Annotated in this window: 20 protein-coding genes; 7 read left to right on the top strand and 13 right to left on the bottom strand. The window is 63.9% G+C overall.

Features of this window, described 5'->3' with window-relative positions:
- Window positions 1-16: 16 nt before the first annotated feature.
- A complete protein-coding gene (locus ABIA96_RS23190; protein ID WP_354139368.1) occupies window positions 17-1237 on the bottom strand; it encodes a citrate/2-methylcitrate synthase in 1221 nt (406 codons plus the stop codon).
- 79 nt (window positions 1238-1316) lie between these two features.
- On the opposite strand from ABIA96_RS23190, the gene ABIA96_RS23185 reads away from it, so the two are divergent.
- The gene (locus ABIA96_RS23185; protein ID WP_354139367.1) at window positions 1317-2411 is read left to right on the top strand and encodes a citrate synthase/methylcitrate synthase; all 1095 of its coding nucleotides are present in this window, start codon (window positions 1317-1319) and stop codon (window positions 2409-2411) included.
- Between the two features lie 166 nt (window positions 2412-2577).
- Here ABIA96_RS23185 and ABIA96_RS23180 read toward each other — a convergent pair whose 3' ends face one another.
- A complete protein-coding gene (locus ABIA96_RS23180) occupies window positions 2578-3216 on the bottom strand; it encodes a J domain-containing protein (protein ID WP_354139366.1) in 639 nt (212 codons plus the stop codon).
- 158 nt (window positions 3217-3374) lie between these two features.
- On the opposite strand from ABIA96_RS23180, the gene ABIA96_RS23175 reads away from it, so the two are divergent.
- Window positions 3375-3650 (top strand): BolA family protein, encoded by a 276-nt coding sequence (locus ABIA96_RS23175; RefSeq protein WP_354139565.1) that lies wholly within the window; start codon window positions 3375-3377, stop codon window positions 3648-3650.
- 167 nt (window positions 3651-3817) lie between these two features.
- Here ABIA96_RS23175 and ABIA96_RS23170 read toward each other — a convergent pair whose 3' ends face one another.
- Genes ABIA96_RS23170 through ABIA96_RS23160 form a run of 3 tightly spaced genes read right to left on the bottom strand, consistent with a single transcriptional unit; the run spans window position 3818 to window position 6922 of the window.
- On the bottom strand, window positions 3818-5122 hold the full coding sequence (locus tag ABIA96_RS23170; RefSeq protein WP_354139365.1) for an HlyC/CorC family transporter: 1305 nt from the start codon (window positions 5120-5122) through the stop codon (window positions 3818-3820).
- A 31-nt stretch (window positions 5123-5153) separates the two neighbouring features.
- A complete protein-coding gene (gene aroB / locus ABIA96_RS23165; protein WP_354139364.1) occupies window positions 5154-6302 on the bottom strand; it encodes a 3-dehydroquinate synthase in 1149 nt (382 codons plus the stop codon).
- On the bottom strand, window positions 6299-6922 hold the full coding sequence (locus ABIA96_RS23160; RefSeq protein ID WP_354139363.1) for a shikimate kinase: 624 nt from the start codon (window positions 6920-6922) through the stop codon (window positions 6299-6301). Before ABIA96_RS23160 ends, aroB begins: the two co-directional genes overlap by 4 nt.
- Before the next feature lie 171 nt (window positions 6923-7093).
- Between ABIA96_RS23160 and ABIA96_RS23155 the strand changes: the two genes are divergently transcribed.
- The 4 genes from ABIA96_RS23155 to ABIA96_RS23140 all read left to right on the top strand — a co-directional run bounded on the left by ABIA96_RS23155 (window position 7094) and on the right by ABIA96_RS23140 (window position 11287).
- Entirely contained in the window at window positions 7094-7240 is a 147-nt protein-coding gene (locus tag ABIA96_RS23155) for a histidine kinase (RefSeq protein WP_354139362.1), read from the top strand.
- A 17-nt stretch (window positions 7241-7257) separates the two neighbouring features.
- The gene (gene xerD, locus ABIA96_RS23150; protein ID WP_354139361.1) at window positions 7258-8226 is read left to right on the top strand and encodes a site-specific tyrosine recombinase XerD; all 969 of its coding nucleotides are present in this window, start codon (window positions 7258-7260) and stop codon (window positions 8224-8226) included.
- 189 nt (window positions 8227-8415) lie between these two features.
- Window positions 8416-9378 carry an acetyl-CoA carboxylase carboxyltransferase subunit alpha gene (locus ABIA96_RS23145; RefSeq protein ID WP_354139360.1) on the top strand — a complete coding sequence of 321 codons (963 nt, stop codon included), beginning with the start codon at window positions 8416-8418 and terminating at the stop codon, window positions 9376-9378.
- A 373-nt stretch (window positions 9379-9751) separates the two neighbouring features.
- Window positions 9752-11287 (top strand): L,D-transpeptidase family protein, encoded by a 1536-nt coding sequence (locus ABIA96_RS23140; RefSeq protein ID WP_354139359.1) that lies wholly within the window; start codon window positions 9752-9754, stop codon window positions 11285-11287.
- Window positions 11288-11310: 23 nt separating this feature from the next.
- Here the strand turns inward: ABIA96_RS23140 and ABIA96_RS23135 are convergent, their stop codons facing one another.
- The 7 genes from ABIA96_RS23135 to ABIA96_RS23105 all read right to left on the bottom strand — a co-directional run bounded on the left by ABIA96_RS23135 (window position 11311) and on the right by ABIA96_RS23105 (window position 18845).
- On the bottom strand, window positions 11311-12006 hold the full coding sequence (locus ABIA96_RS23135) for a branched-chain amino acid ABC transporter ATP-binding protein (protein ID WP_354139358.1): 696 nt from the start codon (window positions 12004-12006) through the stop codon (window positions 11311-11313).
- Entirely contained in the window at window positions 11999-12730 is a 732-nt protein-coding gene (locus tag ABIA96_RS23130; RefSeq protein WP_354139357.1) for an ABC transporter ATP-binding protein, read from the bottom strand. The genes ABIA96_RS23135 and ABIA96_RS23130 overlap by 8 nt, the downstream gene beginning before the upstream one ends.
- A complete protein-coding gene (locus tag ABIA96_RS23125) occupies window positions 12720-13811 on the bottom strand; it encodes a branched-chain amino acid ABC transporter permease (protein WP_354139356.1) in 1092 nt (363 codons plus the stop codon). Before ABIA96_RS23125 ends, ABIA96_RS23130 begins: the two co-directional genes overlap by 11 nt.
- Before the next feature lie 6 nt (window positions 13812-13817).
- Window positions 13818-15032, bottom strand: a complete 1215-nt coding sequence (locus ABIA96_RS23120; protein WP_354139355.1) for a substrate-binding protein — start codon at window positions 15030-15032, stop codon at window positions 13818-13820.
- A gap of 4 nt (window positions 15033-15036) precedes the next feature.
- Entirely contained in the window at window positions 15037-15894 is an 858-nt protein-coding gene (locus tag ABIA96_RS23115; RefSeq protein WP_354139354.1) for a branched-chain amino acid ABC transporter permease, read from the bottom strand.
- Between the two features lie 99 nt (window positions 15895-15993).
- On the bottom strand, window positions 15994-17508 hold the full coding sequence (locus ABIA96_RS23110; RefSeq protein ID WP_354139353.1) for an amidase: 1515 nt from the start codon (window positions 17506-17508) through the stop codon (window positions 15994-15996).
- A 152-nt stretch (window positions 17509-17660) separates the two neighbouring features.
- Window positions 17661-18845 (bottom strand): substrate-binding domain-containing protein, encoded by a 1185-nt coding sequence (locus ABIA96_RS23105; RefSeq protein WP_354139352.1) that lies wholly within the window; start codon window positions 18843-18845, stop codon window positions 17661-17663.
- A gap of 179 nt (window positions 18846-19024) precedes the next feature.
- Here ABIA96_RS23105 and ABIA96_RS23100 point away from each other — a divergent pair, with 179 nt between their 5' ends.
- Window positions 19025-19459: a MarR family winged helix-turn-helix transcriptional regulator gene (locus ABIA96_RS23100; RefSeq protein ID WP_354139351.1), complete on the top strand. Its 435-nt coding sequence runs from the start codon at window positions 19025-19027 to the stop codon at window positions 19457-19459.
- 177 nt (window positions 19460-19636) lie between these two features.
- Here ABIA96_RS23100 and secA read toward each other — a convergent pair whose 3' ends face one another.
- Entirely contained in the window at window positions 19637-22477 is a 2841-nt protein-coding gene (secA, locus tag ABIA96_RS23095; protein ID WP_354139350.1) for a preprotein translocase subunit SecA, read from the bottom strand.
- Window positions 22478-22828 lie beyond the last annotated feature (351 nt).

Below are 22828 nucleotides of genomic sequence, written 5' to 3'. Positions count from 1 at the left end.
AACGCCCACAGTTATTCTAACTACCAGCCCCCATCCTTCGCCCCGGTGCCGGTCCCACATACCTGGCCCGCGGCCTGATCAGCTTGCCGAACTGCAATTGCTCGCTCGCATGCGCGATCCAGCCGACGCTGCGGGCCATGGCGAACAGCGCGAGCTCGCTGCCGGCGGGTAAGCGCAGCGCGTGCACGAGCACGGCGAGCACATAGTCGATGTTGACGAACTCGCCGGTCGCTTCCGCGATCCGCTCCGGGACCTCGCGCGTGAATTTGCGCGGTGCGCCGGCGCGCGCCAACGCGTTCAGCAGCGATTGCGCGCGGGGATCGCCGTGCTTGTAGACGCCGTGGCCAAAGCCCGGAAAGCGCTCGCCGAGCGCAACGCGCTCGCGCACCATCGGCTCGACGTCGCGGTCGACCAGGGTCTTGACCAACTGCGAGGCCAGCACGCCGGCGCCGCCATGTTTTGGGCCTTTCAGCGCAGCGAGGCCGGCGATGACGGAGTCGTAGAGATTAAGCCCGGTCGACGCCGCGCAGCGCGCGGTGAAGGTCGAGGCGTTCAGCTCATGATCGGCCAGCAGCACCAGCGCGCGGCGGATGAGGTCGGGCGCGTGCTTGTTGTCGGGTGCCCAGACGTTTGCGATCTGCTGATGCAGCGGCTCGGGCGACGGCTCGGCATTGAGCATGATCGCGACGAGAAGCCGGACGATGCGCGCGCCGACCATCGCGCGGCCATCGGGCGCGCGGGTGAAAGCACGGGGATCGGCGCTGGTCGCGAGTGCCAGCACCGCGATGGCGCGATCGATCGGAGCTGCGCGGCGCGCGGCGTCCGCAATCGCACGCATCTCGTCGGACATCGCAGGCTGATTGTCCGACGCGAAGGGATCGACGTCGGAGACGTCCCAGAGCAGCGTTGCGGTGTGCTCCAGCGTGTCGTTCTCGGCGAGATCAATGCAGTTGACGCCACGGTAGATCGCGCCCTCCTCGGTGATGGTCGAGATCTCCGTATCCATGACCGGCAGATCGGCATCGAAGCTGCGCAGGCCACGCGGCTCCGGCGACGGCACCCGGCGCTCCTTCAGGGCGCGGACGTCCTCGGCGCGATAGCGGTTCTTGCGCGAGTCCGGTGTCGGCTCGGAGCGGATCAGGCCGCGACTGACATAGGCGTAGAGCGTGGCCGGCGAGATCGCGAGCTCGGCCGCAGCTTCCCGCGCGGAGAGGTATAGGCCTTCCGAATTTTTCATATTGATTTATGTAATCAAGATTGATCAATCTGTCGAGAGGCCCGATTTTTCCTTGGTGCAGTGCAAAGGAGATAAGGCCATGAACATCCACCTCACCAAAAGCCAGATCGGGCTGGACGGCGTTCCCGCAGCGGAAACCGTGCTGAGCCATGTCGACGGCGAGCGCGGCGAGCTGATCATCGCCGGCGAGTATGTCGGCCGCCTCGCCGTCAAATCGAGCTTTGAGGGCGTCACCGCCCGGCTCTGGAATGGCGCCAGCAAGACCACCCTCACCGAAGCCAATGTCCGGTCGAGCCTGGGCGCGGCTCGCGAACGTGCCTTTGCGCGGCTGGACGAGTTGCTGCCGGCAACCCAGGGCATGGGCATCATCGACGGGTTTCGTGCAGCGGTCGCGGGGTTGCGCGCCGAGCATGGGCTTGAGCATGAAGCGACCATCGTCGGTGCGTTTCCGGTGATCGCGGGCGCACTGGTTCGCCGCGCGAAAGGGCTTGATCCCGTCGCGCCCGATCCGAACGTGAGCCATGCCGCGGATACGCTGCGCATGCTGCATGGACGGGCGCCCGCTGCGCGCGAAATCACCGCGCTCGATGCCTATCTCGTCACCGCCAGCGACCACGGCATGAACGCCTCGACCTTCACCGCGCGCGTGGTGGCCTCGACGCAAGCCGATCTGTTCGCCGCCGTGACCGCCGGCTATTGCGCGCTGACCGGCCCGCTGCATGGCGGCGCACCGGAGCCGGTGCTGGAAATGCTCGACGCGATCGGCTCGCGCGAACGGATCCAGCCCTGGGTGGATGCGGCGCTCGCACGCGGCGAGCGGATGATGGGCTTTGGTCACCGTGTCTATCGCGTGCGCGATCCCCGCGCCGACGTGCTCAAGACCGCGGTCGAGGCGCTCGCCTCAAACGGAGCCGACCTGCCGTTTGCCGGCGAGGTCGAGGCCTATATCCGCGGCGCCCTGCGCAAGAAGAATCCGGACCGGCCGCTGGAGACCAATGTCGAGTTCTTCACCGCGATCCTGCTCGATGCGCTGGCGATTCCAAGGCAGGCATTCACGCCGATCTTCGCGGTGGCACGCGCAGCAGGCTGGACCGCGCATGCGCGCGAGCAGCAACGGACGGGACGGTTGATCCGGCCGAGTTCGTCCTATGTGGGGGCTATGCCGGAGGCGTGAGGTTCTCCGCGAATCCGGAATCGTAGGGTGGGCAAAGGCGCATTTGCGCCGTGCCCACCATCGATCCGAAATTGCACCAGAAGTCGTGGGCACGCTCCGCTTTGCCCACCCTACGATACTGTCGTCCTTGTGAAAGCAGGGACGACACCAGAGAAGGCCGCAAGGCTCAGACTTCCCGTACCACCGTCTTCAGATAATTATACGCCTTGATGATCTCGATCAGGCGATCCTCGGTGGAGCGGTCGCCGCCATTGGCGTCGGGGTGGTGCTGCTTCACCAGCGCCTTGTACTTGCTCTTGACGTCGGCGAGCGTGGCACTGGGACCAAGGCCCATCACCTGGAGCGCCTTGCGCTCGGCGTTCATCACCTTGCGCGTTTCGACCTTGGGCTGGGCGGCCTCTGGACCCTTCCGCCAACCGGTACGGCCGTTAAGCTCCTGGAACATGCTGAACGGATCGAAGGCACCGTCGATCTCGGCCTCCGCGCCCTTCTTGACGCCGCCATTGGCGCCCATCTTCCAGGTCGGACGATGGCCGGTCAGCGCATCCTTCTGGTACCGCGCGACCGCGTCGGCATTCATGCCGGAAAAGAAATTGTAGTTCTGATTGTACTCGCGCACGTGGTCCAGGCAGAAGTGCCAGTACTCGCGCTGGTTATCGCGTCCTTTGGGCGCGCGGTGCGCGCCCTTGTTCTGACACCCGGTCCATTCGCAGGCGGCCACGGTATCGCGCGGCTTCACCTCGGGCTGCTTGCCCCGCGGCTTCACGCGGATAGAGTCGAAGAACTTTGATGAATCGATCGGCATGGCTAACTTTGACTACGCAATGCAAAAACCTTCAAGTCTTGACATTGCAATTAGGACAAAACCCGTAGCGGAAGTCTCACTTCGGCGTTTTTTAGAACGGCCGCCAGAGGCGGCCTATGGCAATTGACGGAGCGCGATCGCATGCCTTAATGGCAGTCATGGTTATGAAAGACACTATCAGCAACAAGTTGCAGGAAGCTTTCACGCCGGAAAGCTTGCAGGTCGTCGACGAGTCACATTTGCATGAGGGCCACGCAGGCCATCGGCCGAGCGGCGAGACGCACTTCCGCGTTTATATCGTGTCTCAGGCGTTCAAAGGGAAGAGCCGGGTCGACCGTCATCGCATGATAAATGCGACGTTGGCCGCGGAACTCTCCGGCAGCGTGCACGCCCTGGCGATCCACGCGCAGGCGCCGGGGGAAGGCGAGAGGTAACTCGCTAATTCGAACGGCAAATTGCGCGATTCCCCTCATCCTGAGGAGCGCGCTCTTGCGCGCGTCTCGAAGGATAGAGGCCCCCGCTGCGGCATCTTGGCCTTGCATGGTTCGAGACGCGCCTTGCGGCGCTCCTCACCATGAGGGTCGACAGGGTCACGCGACACCTAGAACGACGTCCCTGCCCGTTTCGGCTTCGCTCCCTCCAACTCCGCCTCACGCGGCACCGGTGAAATACGGAGCGCCGTGATGCGGTTGCGTTCGCGGCGGAGGACGCGGAAGCGGAAGCCGTGGAACGTAAAGCTCTGGCCGCGGTCGGGGATCGATTGCGCCTCGTGAATGACGAGGCCCGCCACCGTGGTTGCCTCCTGATCGGGCAGACGCCAGTCCATGGCGCGGTTGAGATCGCGGATCGGCACCGAGCCGTCGACGACGACCGAGCCATCCGGCTGGGCGCGCACGCCGGCGACAACGACGTCGTGCTCGTCGGAGATGTCACCGACGATCTCTTCCAGAATGTCTTCCAGCGTCACAAGGCCTTCAACTTCGCCGTACTCGTCGACGACGAGCGCGAAATGGGTCTTGCGGCGACGGAATGCCTTCAGCTGCTCGGACACCGGCCGCATCTCCGGCACGAACCAGGGCGGCAACGCGATGGCCGAGACGTCGATGCGCGAGGTGTCGCCGTCGGAGACGCGGATCGCGCGCAAGAGATCCTTGGCGTGAAGCACCCCGATGATGTTTTCGGGCTTCTCGCGCCAGAGCGGAATGCGGGTATATTCGGTCGCCAGCACCTCGCGCACCAATTCCTCCGGCTGCAAATCGGCGTTGATCATGATCATCTCGGTGCGATGGATCATGACGTCGGAGACCTGAAGCTCGCGGAGATCCAGAAGGCCCCCGAGCATATCGCGATCCTGCTTCTCGACCTTGCCCTCGTGGTGCAAGAGGTCGACCGCGCCACGCAGGCGCTCGGTCGGCGACAGGATTGCCTGGTGCTCGCCCGCCAGACCGAACAGACGCATCAGCAGGCGCACGATGACTTCCACGACCCGCAGCAGCGGCCCCAGCACGTACATCGTCATTCGCATCGGGCGCGCGACCGCGAGCGCCATGCGGTCCGGCGCGTTGATGGCGATGGTCTTGGGCAGCACCTCCGCGAAGATCACGACCAGCGCCGTCATCAGGCCGGTGGCATAGAGCACGCCGACATCGCCGAACCAGGCCGTGAAGATGCTGGTGGCAAGCGCGGATGCGCTGATATTGGCGATGTTGTTGCCGAGCAGCAGCGCGCCGATCAGGCGCTCGCGCATGTCGAGCAGTTTCGAGACCACATCGGCGTCGCGGTTACCCTGCTTGGAGAGCCGCAGCATGCTGGCGCGCGAGGCGCCGGTCAGCGCGGTCTCGCTCGCGGCGAAGAAACCGGACACGAGCAGGCAGATGATGACGAAGGTGAAGCCGAGCCAATCCATGAGACACTCTGGTTTCTTGTTTTGACGCGTTTCAGGCCTTTTGCGCGAGCTTCTCTTTCAAGAAATCGCGCACCGGAGTCGGCTCCACGTCTTTCGCGATGACGGCGCGACCTACGGCCTCCAGCAGGATGAAGGTGAGCTTGCCTCGTTTGACCTTCTTGTCCTGCGCCATCAGCGCCATCAGCGCATCGGCATCCGCCAAACCTTCCTGCGCAAAACCCGCGATGTCCTGCAAGCGTGTCGGAAGGCCGGCTTCGATGAGGTGACGCTCGACGCGGGCCGCATCGGCCTCGCCGATCATGCCGAGTTCCGCCGAGAACTGCGCGGCCAGCGTCATGCCGATCGAAACGCCCTCGCCGTGGAACAGGCGGTCGGAGAAGCCGGTCGCGGCTTCCAGCGCGTGACCAAAGGTGTGGCCGAGATTGAGCAGCGCGCGCTCGCCGGTCTCGCGCTCGTCGCGCGAGACGACACCGGCCTTGGCGCGACAGGAGGTCGCGATCGCGTGCTCGCGCGCCGAACCGCCCTTGAAGATGTCGGAATAGTTCTTCTCAAGCCAGGTGAAGAACGCCTCGTCGCCGAGCACGCCGTATTTGGCGACCTCGGCATAGCCGGCGCGGAATTGCCGCGGCGACAGCGTGTCGAGCACGGCGGTGTCGGCAATCACCAGCACCGGCTGGTGGAAGGCACCAAGGAGATTCTTGCCTTGCGGCGAGTTGATGCCGGTCTTGCCGCCGACGCTGGAATCGACCTGCGCCAGCAGCGAGGTCGGCACCTGCACGAAATCGACACCGCGGCGCAGGATCGCTGCGGCAAAGCCGGCGAGATCGCCGACCACGCCGCCACCGAGCGCGATGACGAGATCGTTGCGCTCGATCTTGGCCGCAATCAGCGCCTCGCCGACCTTCTCGAGGCCGGCATAGGTTTTTGAAATCTCGCCTTCCTCGACGACAATGCGCGATGTCGAGATGCCGGCGGCCGCCAACGAGGCTTCCGTCGGCTCGAGCCAATATTTTGCAACGGTGCGGTCGGTGACGATGGCGGTCCGCACGCCCGGGCGTAGAGCAGCGACGCGTTCGCCGAGCGAGGACAGCACGCCGCGGCCGATGACGATATCGTAAGCGCGATCACCGAGCGCGACGTCGACGTTAACAGGATCGGAATGCTTCAAAGGCGCGGTCATCGAACGGCACTCGCGACGTCGGCTGACGGTTGGGATACGCTCTCGCCACAGAGATGGGCGCGCAGCGTCTCGATGGTCTCCTCGACGATTCTGTCATGCGGGACGTCGCGCGAGGCAATGGTGAGGTCGGCATGGCCGTAGACCGGCTCGCGCTCGGTGAGCAGGCGCGTCACGGTTCCTTCGGGATCGGCGGTCTGGAGCAGCGGGCGGTCGGCACGGCGGCGCACACGGCGCATGATGACGTCGTGGTCCGCCTTGAGCCAGATCGAAATCGCCCTGGCCGCGATGCGGCTCCGCGTCTCCTCGCGCATGAAGGCGCCGCCGCCGGTTGCCAGCACGATGGGGCCGCCGTCGAGAAGACGCGCGATCACGCGGGCCTCGCCGTCACGAAAATGCAGCTCGCCATGGCGCTCGAAAATCTCCGGTATGGTCATGCCGGCCGCCGCCTCGATCTCGGTGTCGGCATCGACAAAGGGCAACTTGAGCCGCGCCGCCATGCGGCGGCCGATGGTCGATTTGCCGACGCCCATCATGCCGACCAGCACGATCGAACGCGCGCCCAACGCCGACAGGATGTCGGCCTCAGGGCTCGTTTGTGCTGGCAATGCGGCGTCGGACATTGGATCTTGCTCTGGATCTCGCTCAATCTGCCGCCAAAGGCGGCATCCCTGGCCACCTATACGACCCCCTCGGGGCCCTCGCCAGAGGACTCTTGCCACGAAACGGCGAACATGTTGGATGATTTCATTGGTTAATTTGCCCGTTCAAGACCCTCGTCGAGAGCTTACCCGATGCCCAGCCTGTTCCGCTTCCTGACGGTCGTCGCCGTGCTCGCCGGCATCGTCTATGGCGCGGTTTTCGCGCTGGCCAACTTCGTCAATCCGAAGCCGCGGGAAATGACGGTGACGATCCCACCGGATAAGTTTCTCAAGAAATAGGAGCTAGCTTCCGGGGCATGCGCAAATCGTCCGCCAGCAAGCCCTCAGATACCAAGCTCACCGGCCTGTTCCTCGACATGCTCGCAGCGGAACAGGGCGCCGGGCCCAATACGCTCGACGCCTATCGCCGCGACCTCACCGATTTCTCCGAGTTTCTCGGCCGTGTCGGTCACACATTTGCGGACGCCGAAACGCAAGTCCTGCGCGACTATCTGGGCGATCTCGATGCGCGCGGCTTCAAATCCTCCAGCGTCGCGCGGCGGCTGTCTGCGATGCGGCATCTGTTCCGCTTTCTGCTGAATGAGCGCATCCGCAGCGAAGATCCCGCGGCGATTCTGTCCGGCCCCAAGCGCGGCCGCGGCCTGCCAAAGGTCCTGTCGATTGCCGATGTCGATCGCATGCTCCAGCGCGCCAAGGAATTGAGTGAGGCGGCGGACGCCTCGCCGTCGCAGCGGCTGCGCGCTTTGCGGCTCTATTGCCTGCTCGAGGTGCTCTATGCGACGGGCCTGCGCGTCTCCGAGCTGGTGTCGCTGCCGCGCACGGCCGCGAAACGCGACGCCCGCATGATCGTGGTGCGCGGCAAGGGCGACAAGGAACGCCTGGTGCCGCTCAACGAGGCCTCGCGGCAGGCGATGGCGGATTATCTCGCGGCGACGGAAGCGGCGAAGGGCGAGAAGAAGGGCAGTGCAGCCACGACGAAATGGCTGTTTCCATCGTTCGGCGAAAGCGGGCATCTGACGCGCCAGCATTTTGCTCGCGACCTGAAGGAGCTCGCGGTCGCCTCGGGGCTTCAAGCGCGCCTGGTCTCCCCGCACGTGCTGCGCCACGCGTTTGCCAGCCACCTGCTGCACAATGGCGCCGATCTGCGCATCGTGCAGACCCTGCTCGGCCACACCGATATCTCGACCACCCAGATTTATACCCACGTGGTCGAGGAGCGGCTGAAGAGCCTGGTGCGCGATCTGCACCCGCTGGCGGAGAAGTAACCGCCGCTGCGCAGCGGCGGCCGAAACCGCCTTGACTTCGGCCACATCTCCGCAGAAAGAGCCGTGGCCTCAACCGTGATTTGGCGCTCTCCCGTGGAGCGCACAGGTGAACCCCTTGAAGAAGCTACACTTCTTATCCAGAAGCCAACCTCGCTTCGCTCTCTCGCCCCGCCCCTCTATATAGAGTTGATGCCAGACCAGATGCGCAGCTATCTCGACTTCGAAAAGCCCGTCGCCGAGCTCGACTCCAAGGTCGACGAGCTGCGGACGCTCGCGGCCTCCGGCACGGATATCGCCGAGGAGATCGGCCGGATCGAGGACAAGGCGGCGCAGGCGTTGGCCGACCTCTATCTCAACCTGACGCCGTGGCAGAAGACGCTGGTCGCGCGGCATCCGCAGCGGCCGCATTTCAACGACTTCATCAAGGGCCTGATCACCGAATTCACCCCGCTCGCGGGCGACCGCAAGTTCGGCGAGGACGAGGCGCTGGTTGCCGGCTTCGGCCGTTTCCGCGGCGAAGCCATCTGCGTGATGGGCCAGGAAAAGGGCGATTCCACCGAGAGCCGCATCAAGCACAATTTCGGCATGGCGCGGCCCGAGGGCTATCGCAAATGCGTGCGGCTGATGGAGATGGCCGAGCGGTTCGGCCTGCCGGTGCTGTCGCTCGCCGATTCCGCCGGCGCCTATCCCGGCATCGGCGCCGAAGAGCGCGGCCAGGCCGAAGCCATCGCGCGCTCGACCGATGCCTGCATGGCGCTGACCGTGCCGAACGTCGCCATCATCACCGGCGAGGGCATGTCGGGCGGTGCGATTGCCATCACCACCGCCAACAAGGTGCTGATGCTGGAGCATGCGATCTACAGCGTGATCTCGCCCGAGGCCGCCTCCTCCATCCTCTGGCGCGACGGCAGCAAGGCGCAGGAAGCCGCCAACAACATGAAGATCACCGCGCAGGACATGCTGCGCTTCGGGGTGATCGACAGCATTTTGAAGGAGCCGGTCGGCGGCGCCCACCGCGACCCCGCCGCCATGATCGCCACCACGGGTGACGCCATTGCCAAAGCTTTCGACGAGATGCGAGACTTGGACGGCGACGCCATCCGCAAGCAGCGCCGGCAGAAATTCCTCGATATCGGCCGGAAACTGGGCTGATCCGGGCGGATTCCGGCGCCCCAACGGCGGTGCGCTCCCTCCCCCGCAAGCGCGGGAGGTAAAGAGGTGGCCGCTAACCCCGTATTAACCCTTTTTTTGCCCAAATCGGCGATCTCAGTAGGGCTTGGCTGCCAAGCCCCATTGAGTCCCAAGTTACGGCCCAGATTAAGTCTCTGTTGACCACGCCTGTCGGCCAACGGGCTCGTGATCCCCGGTCGGGTTGCGACGCTTGAGGCCGGAGGTTAGAATTTTAATCAATGGCTTCAGGGCATAAGCGCTGGGGCTTGGTCTGAATAAAGTCCGGTTCTCCGGTCAGGCCATGCTCCAAAAATTGGGGTTCGCGCTCCTTGCCCGGCACGTCGTGGGGTCCATCTTGAATTCTCGTTCGCTTGCTCGTGCGCTTTTGGCTTCGGTTGCGCTAGCGGCCAGCATTGTGCTGGCCGGCTGCGATACCGACCAGGTCTCGCTCGCGACCAACGCCAAGGCCAATCAGCCGGTCTCGCCAAAGCTCGTCGCCGCGATGGGCGAGAAGGACATGGACCTGCAATCGCCGATCCTGATCCGCCTGTTCAAGTCGGAGGCCGAGCTCGAGATCTGGAAGCAGACCCGCTCCGGCCAGTTCGCGCTGCTCAAGACCTATCCGATCTGCCGCTGGTCGGGCGATCTCGGTCCGAAGGTGCGCGAAGGCGACCGCCAGGCGCCGGAAGGATTCTACTCGATCAACCCGAGCCAGATGAATCCGCAGTCGGCCTATTACCTCTCGTTCAACACCGGATTCCCCAACGCGTTCGACAAGGCACTCGGCCGCACCGGCTCGCAGCTGATGGTGCATGGCGATTGCTCGTCGCGTGGCTGCTACGCCATGACCGACGAGCAGATCGCGGAGATCTATTCGCTCGGCCGCGAGTCCTTCTTCGGCGGCCAGAAGGCGTTCCAGTTCCAGGCGTATCCGTTCAGGATGACGCCGGTGAACATGGCCAAGCACCGCAACAATCCGAACATGGCCTTCTGGAAAATGATCAAGGAAGGCTATGATCATTTCGAGGTGACGCGGCAGGAGCCGAAGGTCGACTTCTGTGAGAAGAAGTACGTCTTCGACGCGGCCAAGGCGCCCGATGCGAAGCGCGATCCCGTGTTCGACGCCTCGGCCAAGTGCCCGGCCTATGTGATCCCCGAGGACATCGCCAGCGCCGTACGTGGAAAGGAGCAGCGCGACGAGGCCGAGTACAACAAGCTCGTCGCCCGCGGTACGCCCGTGGCGCGGATGAACACCGGCATCGACGGCGGCATGAACAAGATTTTTGCGGCGAAGATTCCGGAAGGCTCGACCGGCCTGTCGGAAGGCGCCGAAGGCAATACGCTGCAGATGCTGTCGATGTCGAAGGCGCCGGGCACGATTCCCGGCACCGTCAATCCGCCGAAGCCGAATCTCGAGGCGGTCGCAGCCGCGCCGCAGGAGGAGCCGGTCGTGGCGGTCACCGCACCCGCAACCAACACGCGCGTTGCCACCGCTGCACCAGCCGCGAAATCCGGCGGCTTCTTCTCCAATCTCGGCCGCAAGATGGGCATGAGCATCGCCGACACGACGGCGACCGCATCAGCAGCGCCGCAAGCGACCGCGTCGGTAACCCCCGCGCCCGCAGCGCCGAGCACGGCCTCCAGGCTGAAGGCCGCAGTGACGCGGTTCGTGCCCGGTCACCACGATGCCGCGAAGGACGCGCCGAAGCCGGCTGTAGCAGCCGCCAGGCCGGTCGAGCCGGCGAAGCAGCCCGATACGCGCCTCGCGGCGACACGTCCGGCGCTGAAGCAATCGGTCTCGGATGGCGCGAGTGATGCGTCGCAAATGATGGGCGCGGCGCCGGTGATATCGTCGAACTCGTTCGACAGCCGGTTTGGAGCGGTGAAGTAAGCGGGCGTTCCGCGCGTGAATATTTACGGCGCCAGATACCGCATCAGCTCCGGATTGCTCCTCACCTCGCCCGCTTGCCCTTGCAGCGCGACCCTTCCGCGATCCAGCACGTAGGCGTAGTCGGCGACGCGGAGCGCGAGGTCGAGGTGCTGCTCGACGATGATGACGGCGATATTCCTGGCGAGTTCGATCAGGCGCTCGGTGATCTCCTCGATCACGCCGATCCAGACGCCTTCGGTCGGCTCATCCAGCAGCAGCAATTTTGGATCGCCCAGCATGGCGCGGCCGATGGCGAGCATCTTGCGCTCGCCGCCGGAGAGCGTGCCGGCGGGCTGGTCGAGGCGCTGGCCGAGTTTTGGGAAGATCGTCAGCACGTGGTCGACTGCGTCGGCCTTTCTGCTCGCCAGCGAGCCGACCGCGAGATTGTCGCGCACCGACAGGCGCGCGAACACCGAATGCTCCTGCGGCACGTAGCCGATGCCGGCGCGGACGCGCTCCTGCGTCGCGCGTCGGCTGATGTCGCGGCCGTCGAACGCGACTTCGCCCTTCCACGCCGGCAACTCGCCGACGATGGTCTTCATCAGCGTGGTCTTGCCCGCGCCATTGCGCCCGAGCACCGCGACGCCGCCGCGCCAGGGGATGCCGAGATTGACGTCGAACAGGACCTGACTGCGGCCATAGCCGGCGTCGAGATGCTTGATGTCCAAAAATTCAGGCACGGCGCAGATAGATCTCCTGGACGGATTTGTTGGCCTGGATCTCGGACACGGTGCCGCATGCCAGCACCTTGCCCTGGTCGAGCACGGTCAACCGATCGCAGATGTCGCGGATGAAATCGAGGTCGTGCTCGACGATGACGAGCGAGCAATGTTTCTTGATCGGCTGCAATAGTTCGCCTGTCACGCGGCGCTCCTCCAGGCTCATGCCGCCGGTCGGCTCGTCGAGCAACAGAAGTTTTGGCTTGCCCGCGAGCGCCATCGCGATCTCCAGCCATTGCTGCTGGCCGTGCGACAGCGCGGCCGCGGCATCGAAGGCGCGATCGGCAAGGCGGAACTGCGTCAGCATGGTCATGACCTGATCATGCAGCAGCCCGCGCGTGCGCGAGAGCACGAGATCGAGCAGCGAGGACTGCGCCTGCAGTGCGAGCAGGACGTTGTCGTACAGCGTCAGCGACGGCAGCACGCTCGTGATCTGGAATTTCAGGCTCATGCCGGCGCGCGCCCGCTCGGTCGGCGTGAAGGCGGTGATGTCGGTGTTGACGAAGGAGACCTTGCCCTGCGTCGGCACCTCGGCGCCGGCGATGCATTTCATCAGCGTGCTCTTGCCCGAGCCGTTCGGGCCGATCAGGCCGTGAAACTCGTTCTCGCCAACGATGAGCGCGGCGCCATCGAGCGCGGTGAGCTTGCCGAATATCTTTGAGATGCCGGCAGCTTCAAGAAGCATCGCGCTTCTCCTTGCCCTGCGCACCAAAACTGCCAACGCGCTCGCGCTCGCCGAGCACGAAACTGATCAGGCCGAGCGGCCGGAACAGGATCACCAGCAGCAGCAACAATCCCAGAATGATCGGCCAGATGTCGCGATAATTGTCCGACAGCCAGAAGCTGACGCCCTCGACGATCACCGTGCCGATGACGGCACCGATCAGGGTGCCGGAACCGCCGAACAGCACATAGAGCACCACTTGCGTCGAGACGACGACGCCGACCATGTTGGGCCAGACGAAGCCCTCGTGGAAGGCATAAAGGCTGCCGGCGAGCCCCGCGATGGCGCCGCCGATCGCAAAGATGATCGCCTTCAGGTGCTGCGCCTTGTAGCCGAAGAAGGCGATGCGCTGCTCGTTCTCGCGCAGGCCTGCGAGCGCGAGGCCAAACTGCGAGCGCACCAGGAAGCGGCAAAGCAAATAGACGACGACGAGGATGCCGAGCACGAGATAATAGAACGCCGGCCCTTCCGAGAATTCGTAGCCGCCGAGTGTCATCGACGAGATCGAGGGAATGCCGTTCTGGCCGCCGAGATAGTACCAGCCGCGCGCGAGGCGATCGGCGGCATAGGAACCGGTGAGCGTGCCGAGCGACACGAAGATCACGCTGGAGGGATGCCGGCCCAGCAGCAGGAAGCCGCCGAGCAGGAGCGCGAAGGTGAGGCCGATGATGGTGCCCGCAGGCAGCACCAGCAGGATGTTGGTGATCTCGAGGTCGCGTGCGAGCAGCGCGACGCCATAGCCGGCCGAGCCGAAGAACAGGGCCTGGCCAAAACTCATGATGCCGGCATAGCCCCACACCAGATCGAACGACAACGCGAACAGCGCGAGGATGATGACACGCGTCGCGAACACCGTGAGGTAATCCTGCAGCACCAGCGGGGCGACCAGCGCGGCGACAAGCACGACGCCCTCCACGATCGGCAGGACTTTTCGTCCCGCCGCGGCCTGTCCCGCCACTCCGCTGCTACCCATGGCGACGTCCATCTCCCCGCCGATCTCGGCGGGGACGGCCTGCTTCACTGCACCCATCGACTTCGGCATTCTGCTTTAGCACTCTTTCGGATCGACGAGCCCGTCGCTGCGCCCGACGATCTCGTAATTGCCAGCCTTGGCAACCGCCGTGTACATCTTCATCTTGCAGTGCCGCTTGCCGGGCACCATCTCGGCCGGTCCGCCCGGACCTTCGGCGATCTTGGCGTGATCGAGCGCGGCGGCAACCGAGTCGCGGTCGACCTTGCCGGCTTCCTTGACGGCCGCTTCCCACAGCTTGAGGCCGCGATAGGTACCGGTCGCAGCACTGCCGGCGGCGAACAGGAAGTTACCTGGAAAATCCTTCTCGTAGGCGGCCTGGATTTTCGCGTCGAACGGGTTCTCCTTGGTCAGCACCTTGAAATAATCGAGGCAGCTCGCGAGTCCTTCGATCTCGGCAGCCTGATTGATGTTGAGCGTGTTCTCATCGTAGTAGACGCAGGCCAGACGGCCGCCGTTCTTGAGGAAGCCCGCCTCATAGAGTTGCTTGAAGAACGGGCCGACGCCCGGCGGAATGACGGTGTTGAAGACGACGTCGACCTTGTTGGAGATGATGCGGTTGACGGTCGCCGAGAAGTCGACCTGGTCAAGCGGATAGTATTCCTCGAACACGACCTCGCCGCCGTTGGCCTCGATCACCTTGCGGGCATAGACGTTGAGCGTGTGCGGCCAGACATAATTGGCGCTCGGCAGCGCGAACTTCTTGCCACCGTTCTTGACCAGCCAGGGGATGAACTCGTCGCATTGCTGCGCCGGCGTCGGCCCGGTGCAGAACAGATAGGGCGTGCACTCCTTGCCTTCGTAGAGCTGCGGATAGATGTAGAGCGTCTTGCCGCGCGCCACGATCGGGTCCTTGATCGCGTTGCGCATCGACGAGGTGATGCCGCCCAGCACCATGTCGACCTTGTCGCGCTGGATCAGCTTGCGCACGTTGCCCACCGCAACCGATTCGTTCGATGCGGTGTCCTCGATGTAGAGCTCGAGCGGACGACCGAGCAGGCCGCCGCCTGCGTTGATCTCCTTGATCACCATCTTGGCGACGTTGGCGTCGGCGTTGCCGGCATAGGCGATCGGACCGGTGAGGTCGGTTGCGATGCCGACTTTGATCGGGGCTTCGGCCGCGTTGGCCCACGGTGCCGGGATCACCCAGCTGCCGACACCGGTCGCGACCGCACCGGACGCGAAGGCGAGATTGGACATGAAGCGGCGGCGTGAGAGTTGACGATCGAACATGTGACTAAACCCCTTTTCCAGCGATGAGGCCCTGTGGCCGGAATTTGATGAAAGCAATGGCGAGGACGAAGACGAGGACATCGGCGACCACAGGTGCCATGACCCAGGGCAGCGCCGCACTGAGCGTTCCGATCACACCCGCGCCGGCGACGGGGCCGATGAAGGACCCGACTCCGCCGACCATGACGGCGACAAAGCCCTGGATCAGGAAGCGGATGCCGAGATCGGCGTAGAGGCTGAACACCGGCACGATCAGAGCGCCGGCAAGGCCGGCGAGCGCCGAGCCAAACGCAAAGGTGGCGCCGTACATCAGCGGGGTCGAGATGCCTGACGCACGCGCGAGCGACGGATTTTCCAGCGTGGCGCGCATGCGGAGGCCAAAACTGGTGCGCGACAGCAGGAGATAGCAGCCGACCATCACCATCAGCGTGATGACGATGATGGTGAAGCGCCACGCCGAAATGTGCATGGTGCCGATGTCGATCGAGCCGCCAATCGGCTCCGGCACGGTGAGATAGAAGCCGCCGATCAGGCCGCGCACGGTTTCACGGATGATCAGGCCGAGCGCGTAGGTGCCGAGCATCGCCACGATCGGCGCGGCATAGAAGCGGCGGATGATCAGCGCCTCCAGCACAAAGCCGAGCGCACCGACCAGGAAGGGCGCCGCAACCATGCCGACCCAGATCGGCAGGCCGTTGGCATAAGCGAGATAGGTGATATAGGCCCCGAGCAGGACGAACTCGCCCTGCGCGAAGTTGAAGATGCCCATCATGCTGGCGATGATCCCGAGCCCCAGCACGATCAGGACGATGATCGCGCCAAAGCTCAGGATCTCGAACGCCGCGACGAACGCGTTAGCCATTTGGTGGATTCTTGTTTTGACGCGTTTTCTTCACGCGAACCGGTATCCACTTCGCTCGAAACCGCTCTGATCTTCCGTTCGTCTGCATCAACGCCTCGCTCACATCTTCTTCCAGTCGCCGATCTGCTCGAAGGCGTGCGCAGCGCGGTAGATGGTGGATTCCTCGAACATGCGGCCGACCAGCATCAGGCCGACGGGCAGGCCATCGACCATGCCGCAGGGCAGCGACATCGCGGGATGATGGGTGATGTCGAACGGCGCGGTATTGGTGATCATCTCCAGTGCACGGGCAACGTAGTCCTCGCGGCTCGCCGTCGGCTCCGGCAGCTTGGTCGCCTTCATCGGCGTCGTCGGCAGTAACAGGAGGTCGTATTCCCCAAAGGCCTTGTCGTAGGCCGCAGTCAGGCGCCGCGAGATATTGAGCGCCTTGCCGTAGTAGCGGGGACCAAAGGTATTGTTGATGTAGGTGCCCAGCATCAGGAACAGCTTTGTCGTCTCGGACAGCGAGTCCGCCTGCCGGCGCCAGCCACGATGAAAATCCATCAGCGTGGTCGAGTAGAGGTCGGCGCGGGAGAGGCCGTAACCGTCGCCATACATCATGGTCTGGGTCATGCCCTCGGTGCCAATCGGGGTCCAGATCGCGGGGCCGACGAGGTGCATCGGGATCGAAACGATCTCGACGGTGGCACCGATATCCTTGAAGCGCTTGGCGGCTTCGCGAACGCTTTCGCTGACGGCAGCTTCCGCGGTCGCCTGCTCGAAGCCTTCCTTGAGGATACCGATCTTCATGCCCTTCACACCCTGGCCGAGCGCCTTGGTGTACTCCTCGACTTTCGGAGCCTTGATGCGGGGATCGTAGCCATCGTCGCCGGCGAGCACCTCGAGCAGCAGCGCGTTGTCGGCAACGGTCGCGGTCATCGGGCCGGTGTGATCGACGAAGATCTCGATCGGCATGATGCCGGTGTAGGGCACGAGGCCCCAGGTCGGCTTCATGCCATAGGTTCCGCAGAACGAGGACGGCATGCGGATCGAGCCGCCCTGGTCGCCGCCGATCGCCATATCGACTTCGCCCAGCGCAACGACGACACCGCTGCCCGAGGACGAACCGCCGGCGGAATAGCCCATCTTGTGGGGATTATGGACGGCCCCAACCGCGTTGGTGTGGCTGCCGCCCGACATGCAGAAGGATTCGCAGTGCACCTTACCCGCGATCTCGGCGCCGGCATCGAGCATGCGCGTCACGATGGTGGCATCGAAATCGGGGACGTAGCCTTCCAGAGTCGTCGAGCCGTTCATCATGGGCACGCCGGCCAGCATGATGTTGTCTTTCAGCGCGACGGTCTTGCCCTTGAGCTTGCCACTTGAAGCTCCCTTCACGGTCGACTTGCGATACCAGGCGTTGCGCGGATTTTCCTCCGGCGAGGGGCGATAGCCCGGCGTGCGCGGATATTTCACCTCCGGCACCTCGTCCGGCATCGCGCCCACGAGATTGTAGGCATCGATCGAGCCCTGCATCAGGCCGCGGAACGAGGCGACGTCGCCGTCGGTCAGCGAAAGGCCGCACTGCTCGGCGACATCACGAAGTTGGGCTGGCGTGGGAAGGACAACTGTCACGGCGCTCTCCTGGAGTTTCTTGAAACGAACGTTAGGCGCGGCCGCCCCGGCACGACGCACGCATCACCGGCCCCGCAGGAACATTCAAAACGGAAATATTTTCCTTTTCAAGTATTATTTTGCGTTTAGGCCCGCAGATCGCCGCGGCGATGTCAGATCGGCTTGATCAGCTTGAAGTCGAGACCGTCGGCCTCGGCGAGATGCATCGGCATCCGCGCGTGCCCGTTCCGGACGGCGACAGGACCGCGGGCGCCGCTGTAGACGATGTTGCGACCGGCCGCGAGCATGGGCGCCATCGCCAACGAACCAGCCTTGTTGGCCACGGCCTCCAGGAAACGCAGGCCTTCGTAGCTGGATTGTCCGACCGAGCCGATCGGCGGCGCATTCGGCCCGAACATGGCGCGATAGCGGCTCTGGAAGTCGTCATTGGCGCGCGCGCCGGTGCCGGTGAAATAGCCGGAAGCACAGAACATGTTCTCGCTGTTGTCGGCGCCAATACCGAGCAGCACGGTGTCGTCCATGGCCCCCGCGAACCTCAGCGTGGTGGCACCTAAGCCGCATTCGCCGAAGGCGCGGTTGAAAGCGCTGCTGTCCGTGCCGATCAGCGAGATGAGCACGACGTCGGGTCTCGCGGAACGGATACGCGCCAGATGCGGCTCGTGATTGTCCTCGCCGAGGGGAACGAACTCCTCGCCGACGACCTGGCCGCCGGTTTCCCTGATGTAGTTCTTCACCGCACGGTGCGATTGCCAGGGCCAGACGTAATCGCTGCCGATCAGGTACCAGCGCTGCGCCTTCTTGACGTCGGCAAGCCAGTGGATCGACGGCCGGCTCTGCCAGCGCGGCGTCTCGCCGATCGCCATCACGCCCGGCGTCCGCTCGCCGCCTTCATAGACCGGCGTGTAGATGTAGGGGATGCGATGCCGCCTGGTGACGTCGCGCAGGCCGACACGGACCGCGCTGGTGTGCAATCCGACGATGAGATCGATCTCGTCGAAGGCGATCGCCTGCTCGGCGAGGTTCAGGACCTTATCAAGCGGTCCGCCGGCGTCGTAGATGGAAAGCTCGATCTCGCGGCCCAAAATGCCGCCGCGCTTGTTGATTTCGGCGACCGCGAGCTGCGCACTGTTGGTCGCGCACGGACCCCAGACCCCGGGCGAACCGGTGCAGCAGATGAAGCCCCCGATGCGCAGCTTGTTGGTGCCGCGGCGCCCGAGGAAGGCATGATCGCTCGGCAGCAACGCACCGTCATCCGCCGAGGACGACAGGTTCCTGAGCAGCAAGGACGGCGGCAACGCCGGGCCGCCGTGAGCCGGGAAGTTTACCGTCGCGCGCACGCCAACTCCTGTCTGGCACCAGACCTGAAAGCACATTGAGCAGGCGGCCGCGGCATCCGCCCTTTTGTTGTGCAATGATCCTATTTTGAAAATATTGAATATTCAACAATTGAAGTGCATATAGAAGCAGCATTGATTGCAAGACATTCACTCATTTGGGTCAAGACGAAGTCTTAGCCGTGGCAAAATCGAACTCTCCAATCACCGAACACCTCGCTTACCTGCTCGCGCAAGCCAACCGGGAGATCAACCGGCAGCTGGAGCTGCGGTTGAGCAAGGAGGGCGTCCCCGTCGAGCAATGGCGCATCCTTAAGGTGCTGTCGGATGGCAATGGCCACTCGATGGGCGAGCTTGCGGACGCCGTGCTGCTCAACCACCCGACGCTGACCAAGATGATCGACCGCATGGTCTCCGACACGCTGGTCTATCGCGTGCAGGACCCGAACGACCGCCGCAAGGTGCTGATGTTCATCTCCGACCGCGGCAAGGTGCTGTGCAGGAAGCTCAACTCGCTCGCGGTCGACCAGGAGGAGCATATCCTGGAGAGCTACGGCGACAAATCGACGAGCGAACTCAAGCGGCTGCTGGAGAGCTTGATCGATAGTTCGAATTGAGGTGGCCCGGTCGCGCGTCTCGCTAATCCGCCGTAACCCGGATGGAGCGAAGCGCAATCCGGGTCCTTCTCGCATACGGATAGAACTCCCGGATTACGCTTCGCTGCATCCGGGCTACAAGGTAGCTGCGCGCCACACACCCCGCTGACGTCGCGCCTCACCGTTACATATCAAGCACTAACCATACCGCCCGTGGCAGTGCTTGTACTTCTTGCCTGAGCCGCAGGGGCAATCCTCGTTGCGGCCGATCTTGCCCCAGCTCGCCGGGTTCTTCGGATCGCGCAGCGCGGCGTCGGTGGCCTGCGGGGCCAGCGAAACGTTCGCGACGGCCATTTCGTCCTCGCCGGTGTTCGGATCGAACTTGTGCGCTTCCATCTGCTGCAGGACAGGGGCTTCCTGTTCCGGCGGGACGATCTCGACCCGCATCAGCTGCGCGGTGACGGCCTCGCGCAGATGCGCGCTCATCTCCTGGAAGAGGTTGAAGGCCTCGGTCTTGTACTCCTGCAATGGATCGCGCTGGCCGTAGCCGCGCAGGCCGATGACCTGGCGCAAATGGTCGAGCATGATCAGATGCTCGCGCCAGAGGTGATCGAGCGTCTGGAGCAGGATGGTCTTCTCGACGTAACGCATCACGTCGGGACCCCACTGCCCGACCTTGGCCGCCATGTGCTCGTCGGCGCGGGTCTCGATGCGGTTGAGCAGCTCCTCGTCGGCGATGCCCTCTTCCTTGGCCCAGTCCTCGACCGGCAGGTCGAGGTCGAGCACGCGCTTCAGCTCTTCCTTCAGGCCGGCGACGTCCCACTGCTCGGCATAGGCATGTTCGGGTACATGCTTGGCGACGAGGTCGTCGATGAAGGCGTGGCGCATGTCGGTGACGGTCTCGGCAACGCTCTCATCCTTCATCAGGTCGACGCGCTGATCGAAGATCACCTTGCGCTGATCGTTCTGGACGTTGTCGAACTTGAGCAGGTTCTTGCGGATGTCGAAGTTGCGCGCCTCGACCTTCTGCTGCGCCTTCTCAAGAGCCTTGTTGATCCAGGGATGAATGATCGCCTCGCCCTCTTGCAGGCCGAGACGCTGGAGCATGCTGTCGAGGCGATCAGAGCCGAAAATGCGCATCAGATCGTCTTCCAGCGACAGGAAGAACTTCGAGCGGCCGGGGTCGCCCTGACGGCCGGAACGGCCGCGAAGCTGGTTGTCGATGCGGCGGGATTCATGCCGCTCGGAGCCCATGATGTAGAGGCCGCCGGGTTTCTTCACGGTTTTGGCGGGCTTCGAGCCCTTCGCCGGCTCGATCTCGACGGTCTCTTCCGCCTTCAGCACGATATCGCGGAAGCGCTCGACGTCGGCCTTGATCTGCTCGATCTTCTCGGCCTTCTCGGCTTCGTCCTCGATGCCCGCAGTCTCTTTCGGGATGCGCATCTCGAGCGAGCCGCCGAGCTTGATGTCGGTACCGCGGCCGGCCATGTTGGTCGCGATCGTGATCGCGCCGGGCACGCCGGCTTCAGCGACGATATAGGCTTCCTGCTCGTGGAAGCGCGCGTTCAGCACCGCGAACAGCTTGGCCTGCTTGCCGGCGCGCGCCGCCGCATAAAGCTTGTCGAGCGCGTTCTCCTTGCCGAAATCGATCTGCTTGTAGCCGTTCTGCTTGAGGAATTCGGCGAGCACTTCCGACTTCTCGATCGAGGCGGTGCCGACCAGCACCGGCTGGAGCCGCGAATTGGCGCGCTCGATCTCGGCGAGGATGGCCGAGTATTTTTCCTTCTGGGTGCGATAGACCTCGTCGTCCTCGTCCAGGCGGCCTACCGGCACGTTGGTCGGAATCTCCACGACTTCGAGCTTGTAGATGTCAAAGAGCTCGTCGGCTTCGGTCAAGGCCGTGCCGGTCATGCCGGCGAGCTTTTCGTACATCCGGAAATAGTTCTGGAAGGTGATCGAGGCGAGCGTCTGGTTCTCGGGCTGAACCTGGACATGCTCCTTGGCTTCGAGCGCCTGGTGCAGACCTTCGGAATAGCGCCGGCCGGCCATCATGCGCCCGGTGAACTCGTCGATGATGATGACTTCGTCGTCGCGGACGATGTAGTCCTTGTCGCGGGTGAACAGCGTGTGGGCGCGCAGCGCCTGGTTGATGTGGTGAACGACGGAGACGTTCTCGACGTCGTAGAGCGATTCGCCCTTGAGCTGGCCAGCGTCGCGCAGCAAGGTCTCGATCTTCTCCATGCCGCCTTCGGTCAGCGTCACCGTGCGCTGCTTCTCGTCGACCTCGTAATCGGTCTTGTCGAGCTTGGGCAGGAAGCCGTCGATGGTGTTGTAAAAATCCGAGCGGTCGTCGAGCGGGCCGGAGATGATCAGCGGCGTGCGGGCTTCGTCGATCAGGATGGAGTCGACTTCGTCGACGATCGCGTAGAAGTGCGGCCGCTGGACCATGTCCTCGAGCCGGTACTTCATGTTGTCGCGCAGATAGTCGAAGCCGTATTCGTTGTTGGTGCCGTAGGTGATGTCGCAGGCATAGGCCGCCTTGCGCTCGGCATCGTCGAGGCCGTGGACGATCACACCCGTGGTCAAGCCGAGGAAACTGTAGATCTGGCCCATCCAGCCGGAGTCGCGGCGGGCGAGATAGTCGTTGACGGTGACGACGTGGATGCCCTTGCCGGCGAGCGCGTTGAGGTACACGGCGAGCGTTGCCACCAGCGTCTTGCCTTCGCCGGTTTTCATCTCGGCGATGTCGCCCTCGTGCAGCACCATGCCGCCGATCAGCTGGACATCGAAATGGCGCTGGCCCAGCGTGCGCTTGGCGGCCTCGCGCACGGTGGCGAAGGCGGGCACCAGCAGATCGTCCAGCGTCTTGCCCTCGGCGAGCTGCTGCTTGAACTCGGCGGTACGGGCCTTGAGCTCTTCGTCGGAGAGATTGACGAGTTCGGGCTCCAGCGCGTTGATCGCGCTGACGCGGGATTGATACCCCTTCACCCGCCGGTCGTTGGAGGAGCCGAAAAACTTGCGGGCGAGCGCGCCGATCATGACCAGTTCCTGTGTTCGCGATTTAACCGCGTTGCAGCCAAGAGATTGGCACCCCCCTGCCTATCAACTCACCGTGACGCCTTGTGGTGTCAGTGCCCGACTGCGGGTCATCCGCCATATGGGTGGGATTTGGGCAAGTCAGGGTTCAACGGCCAAAAACGCAGCAAAATAAACGCCATCGCCATGGACGCGACCCGGCAGAGATATGGCCGGGTCCAAGCCTTGTCAACGGCGGCCGATCTTGCCGCTAATTCATCATTTTGACAGACTTTTCGCGTTGCCAAGCCCCCCTGAATTGGGCGAGTGTCCGCCCCGCTCGAGCAGCCCCCTGCTTCAACAAAAGGATTTTCC

It is taken from the genome of Bradyrhizobium sp. LB11.1 (genome assembly GCF_040549385.1).
Lineage (GTDB): Bacteria > Pseudomonadota > Alphaproteobacteria > Rhizobiales > Xanthobacteraceae > Bradyrhizobium.
This window is presented reverse-complemented; position numbering and strand designations above follow the sequence as displayed.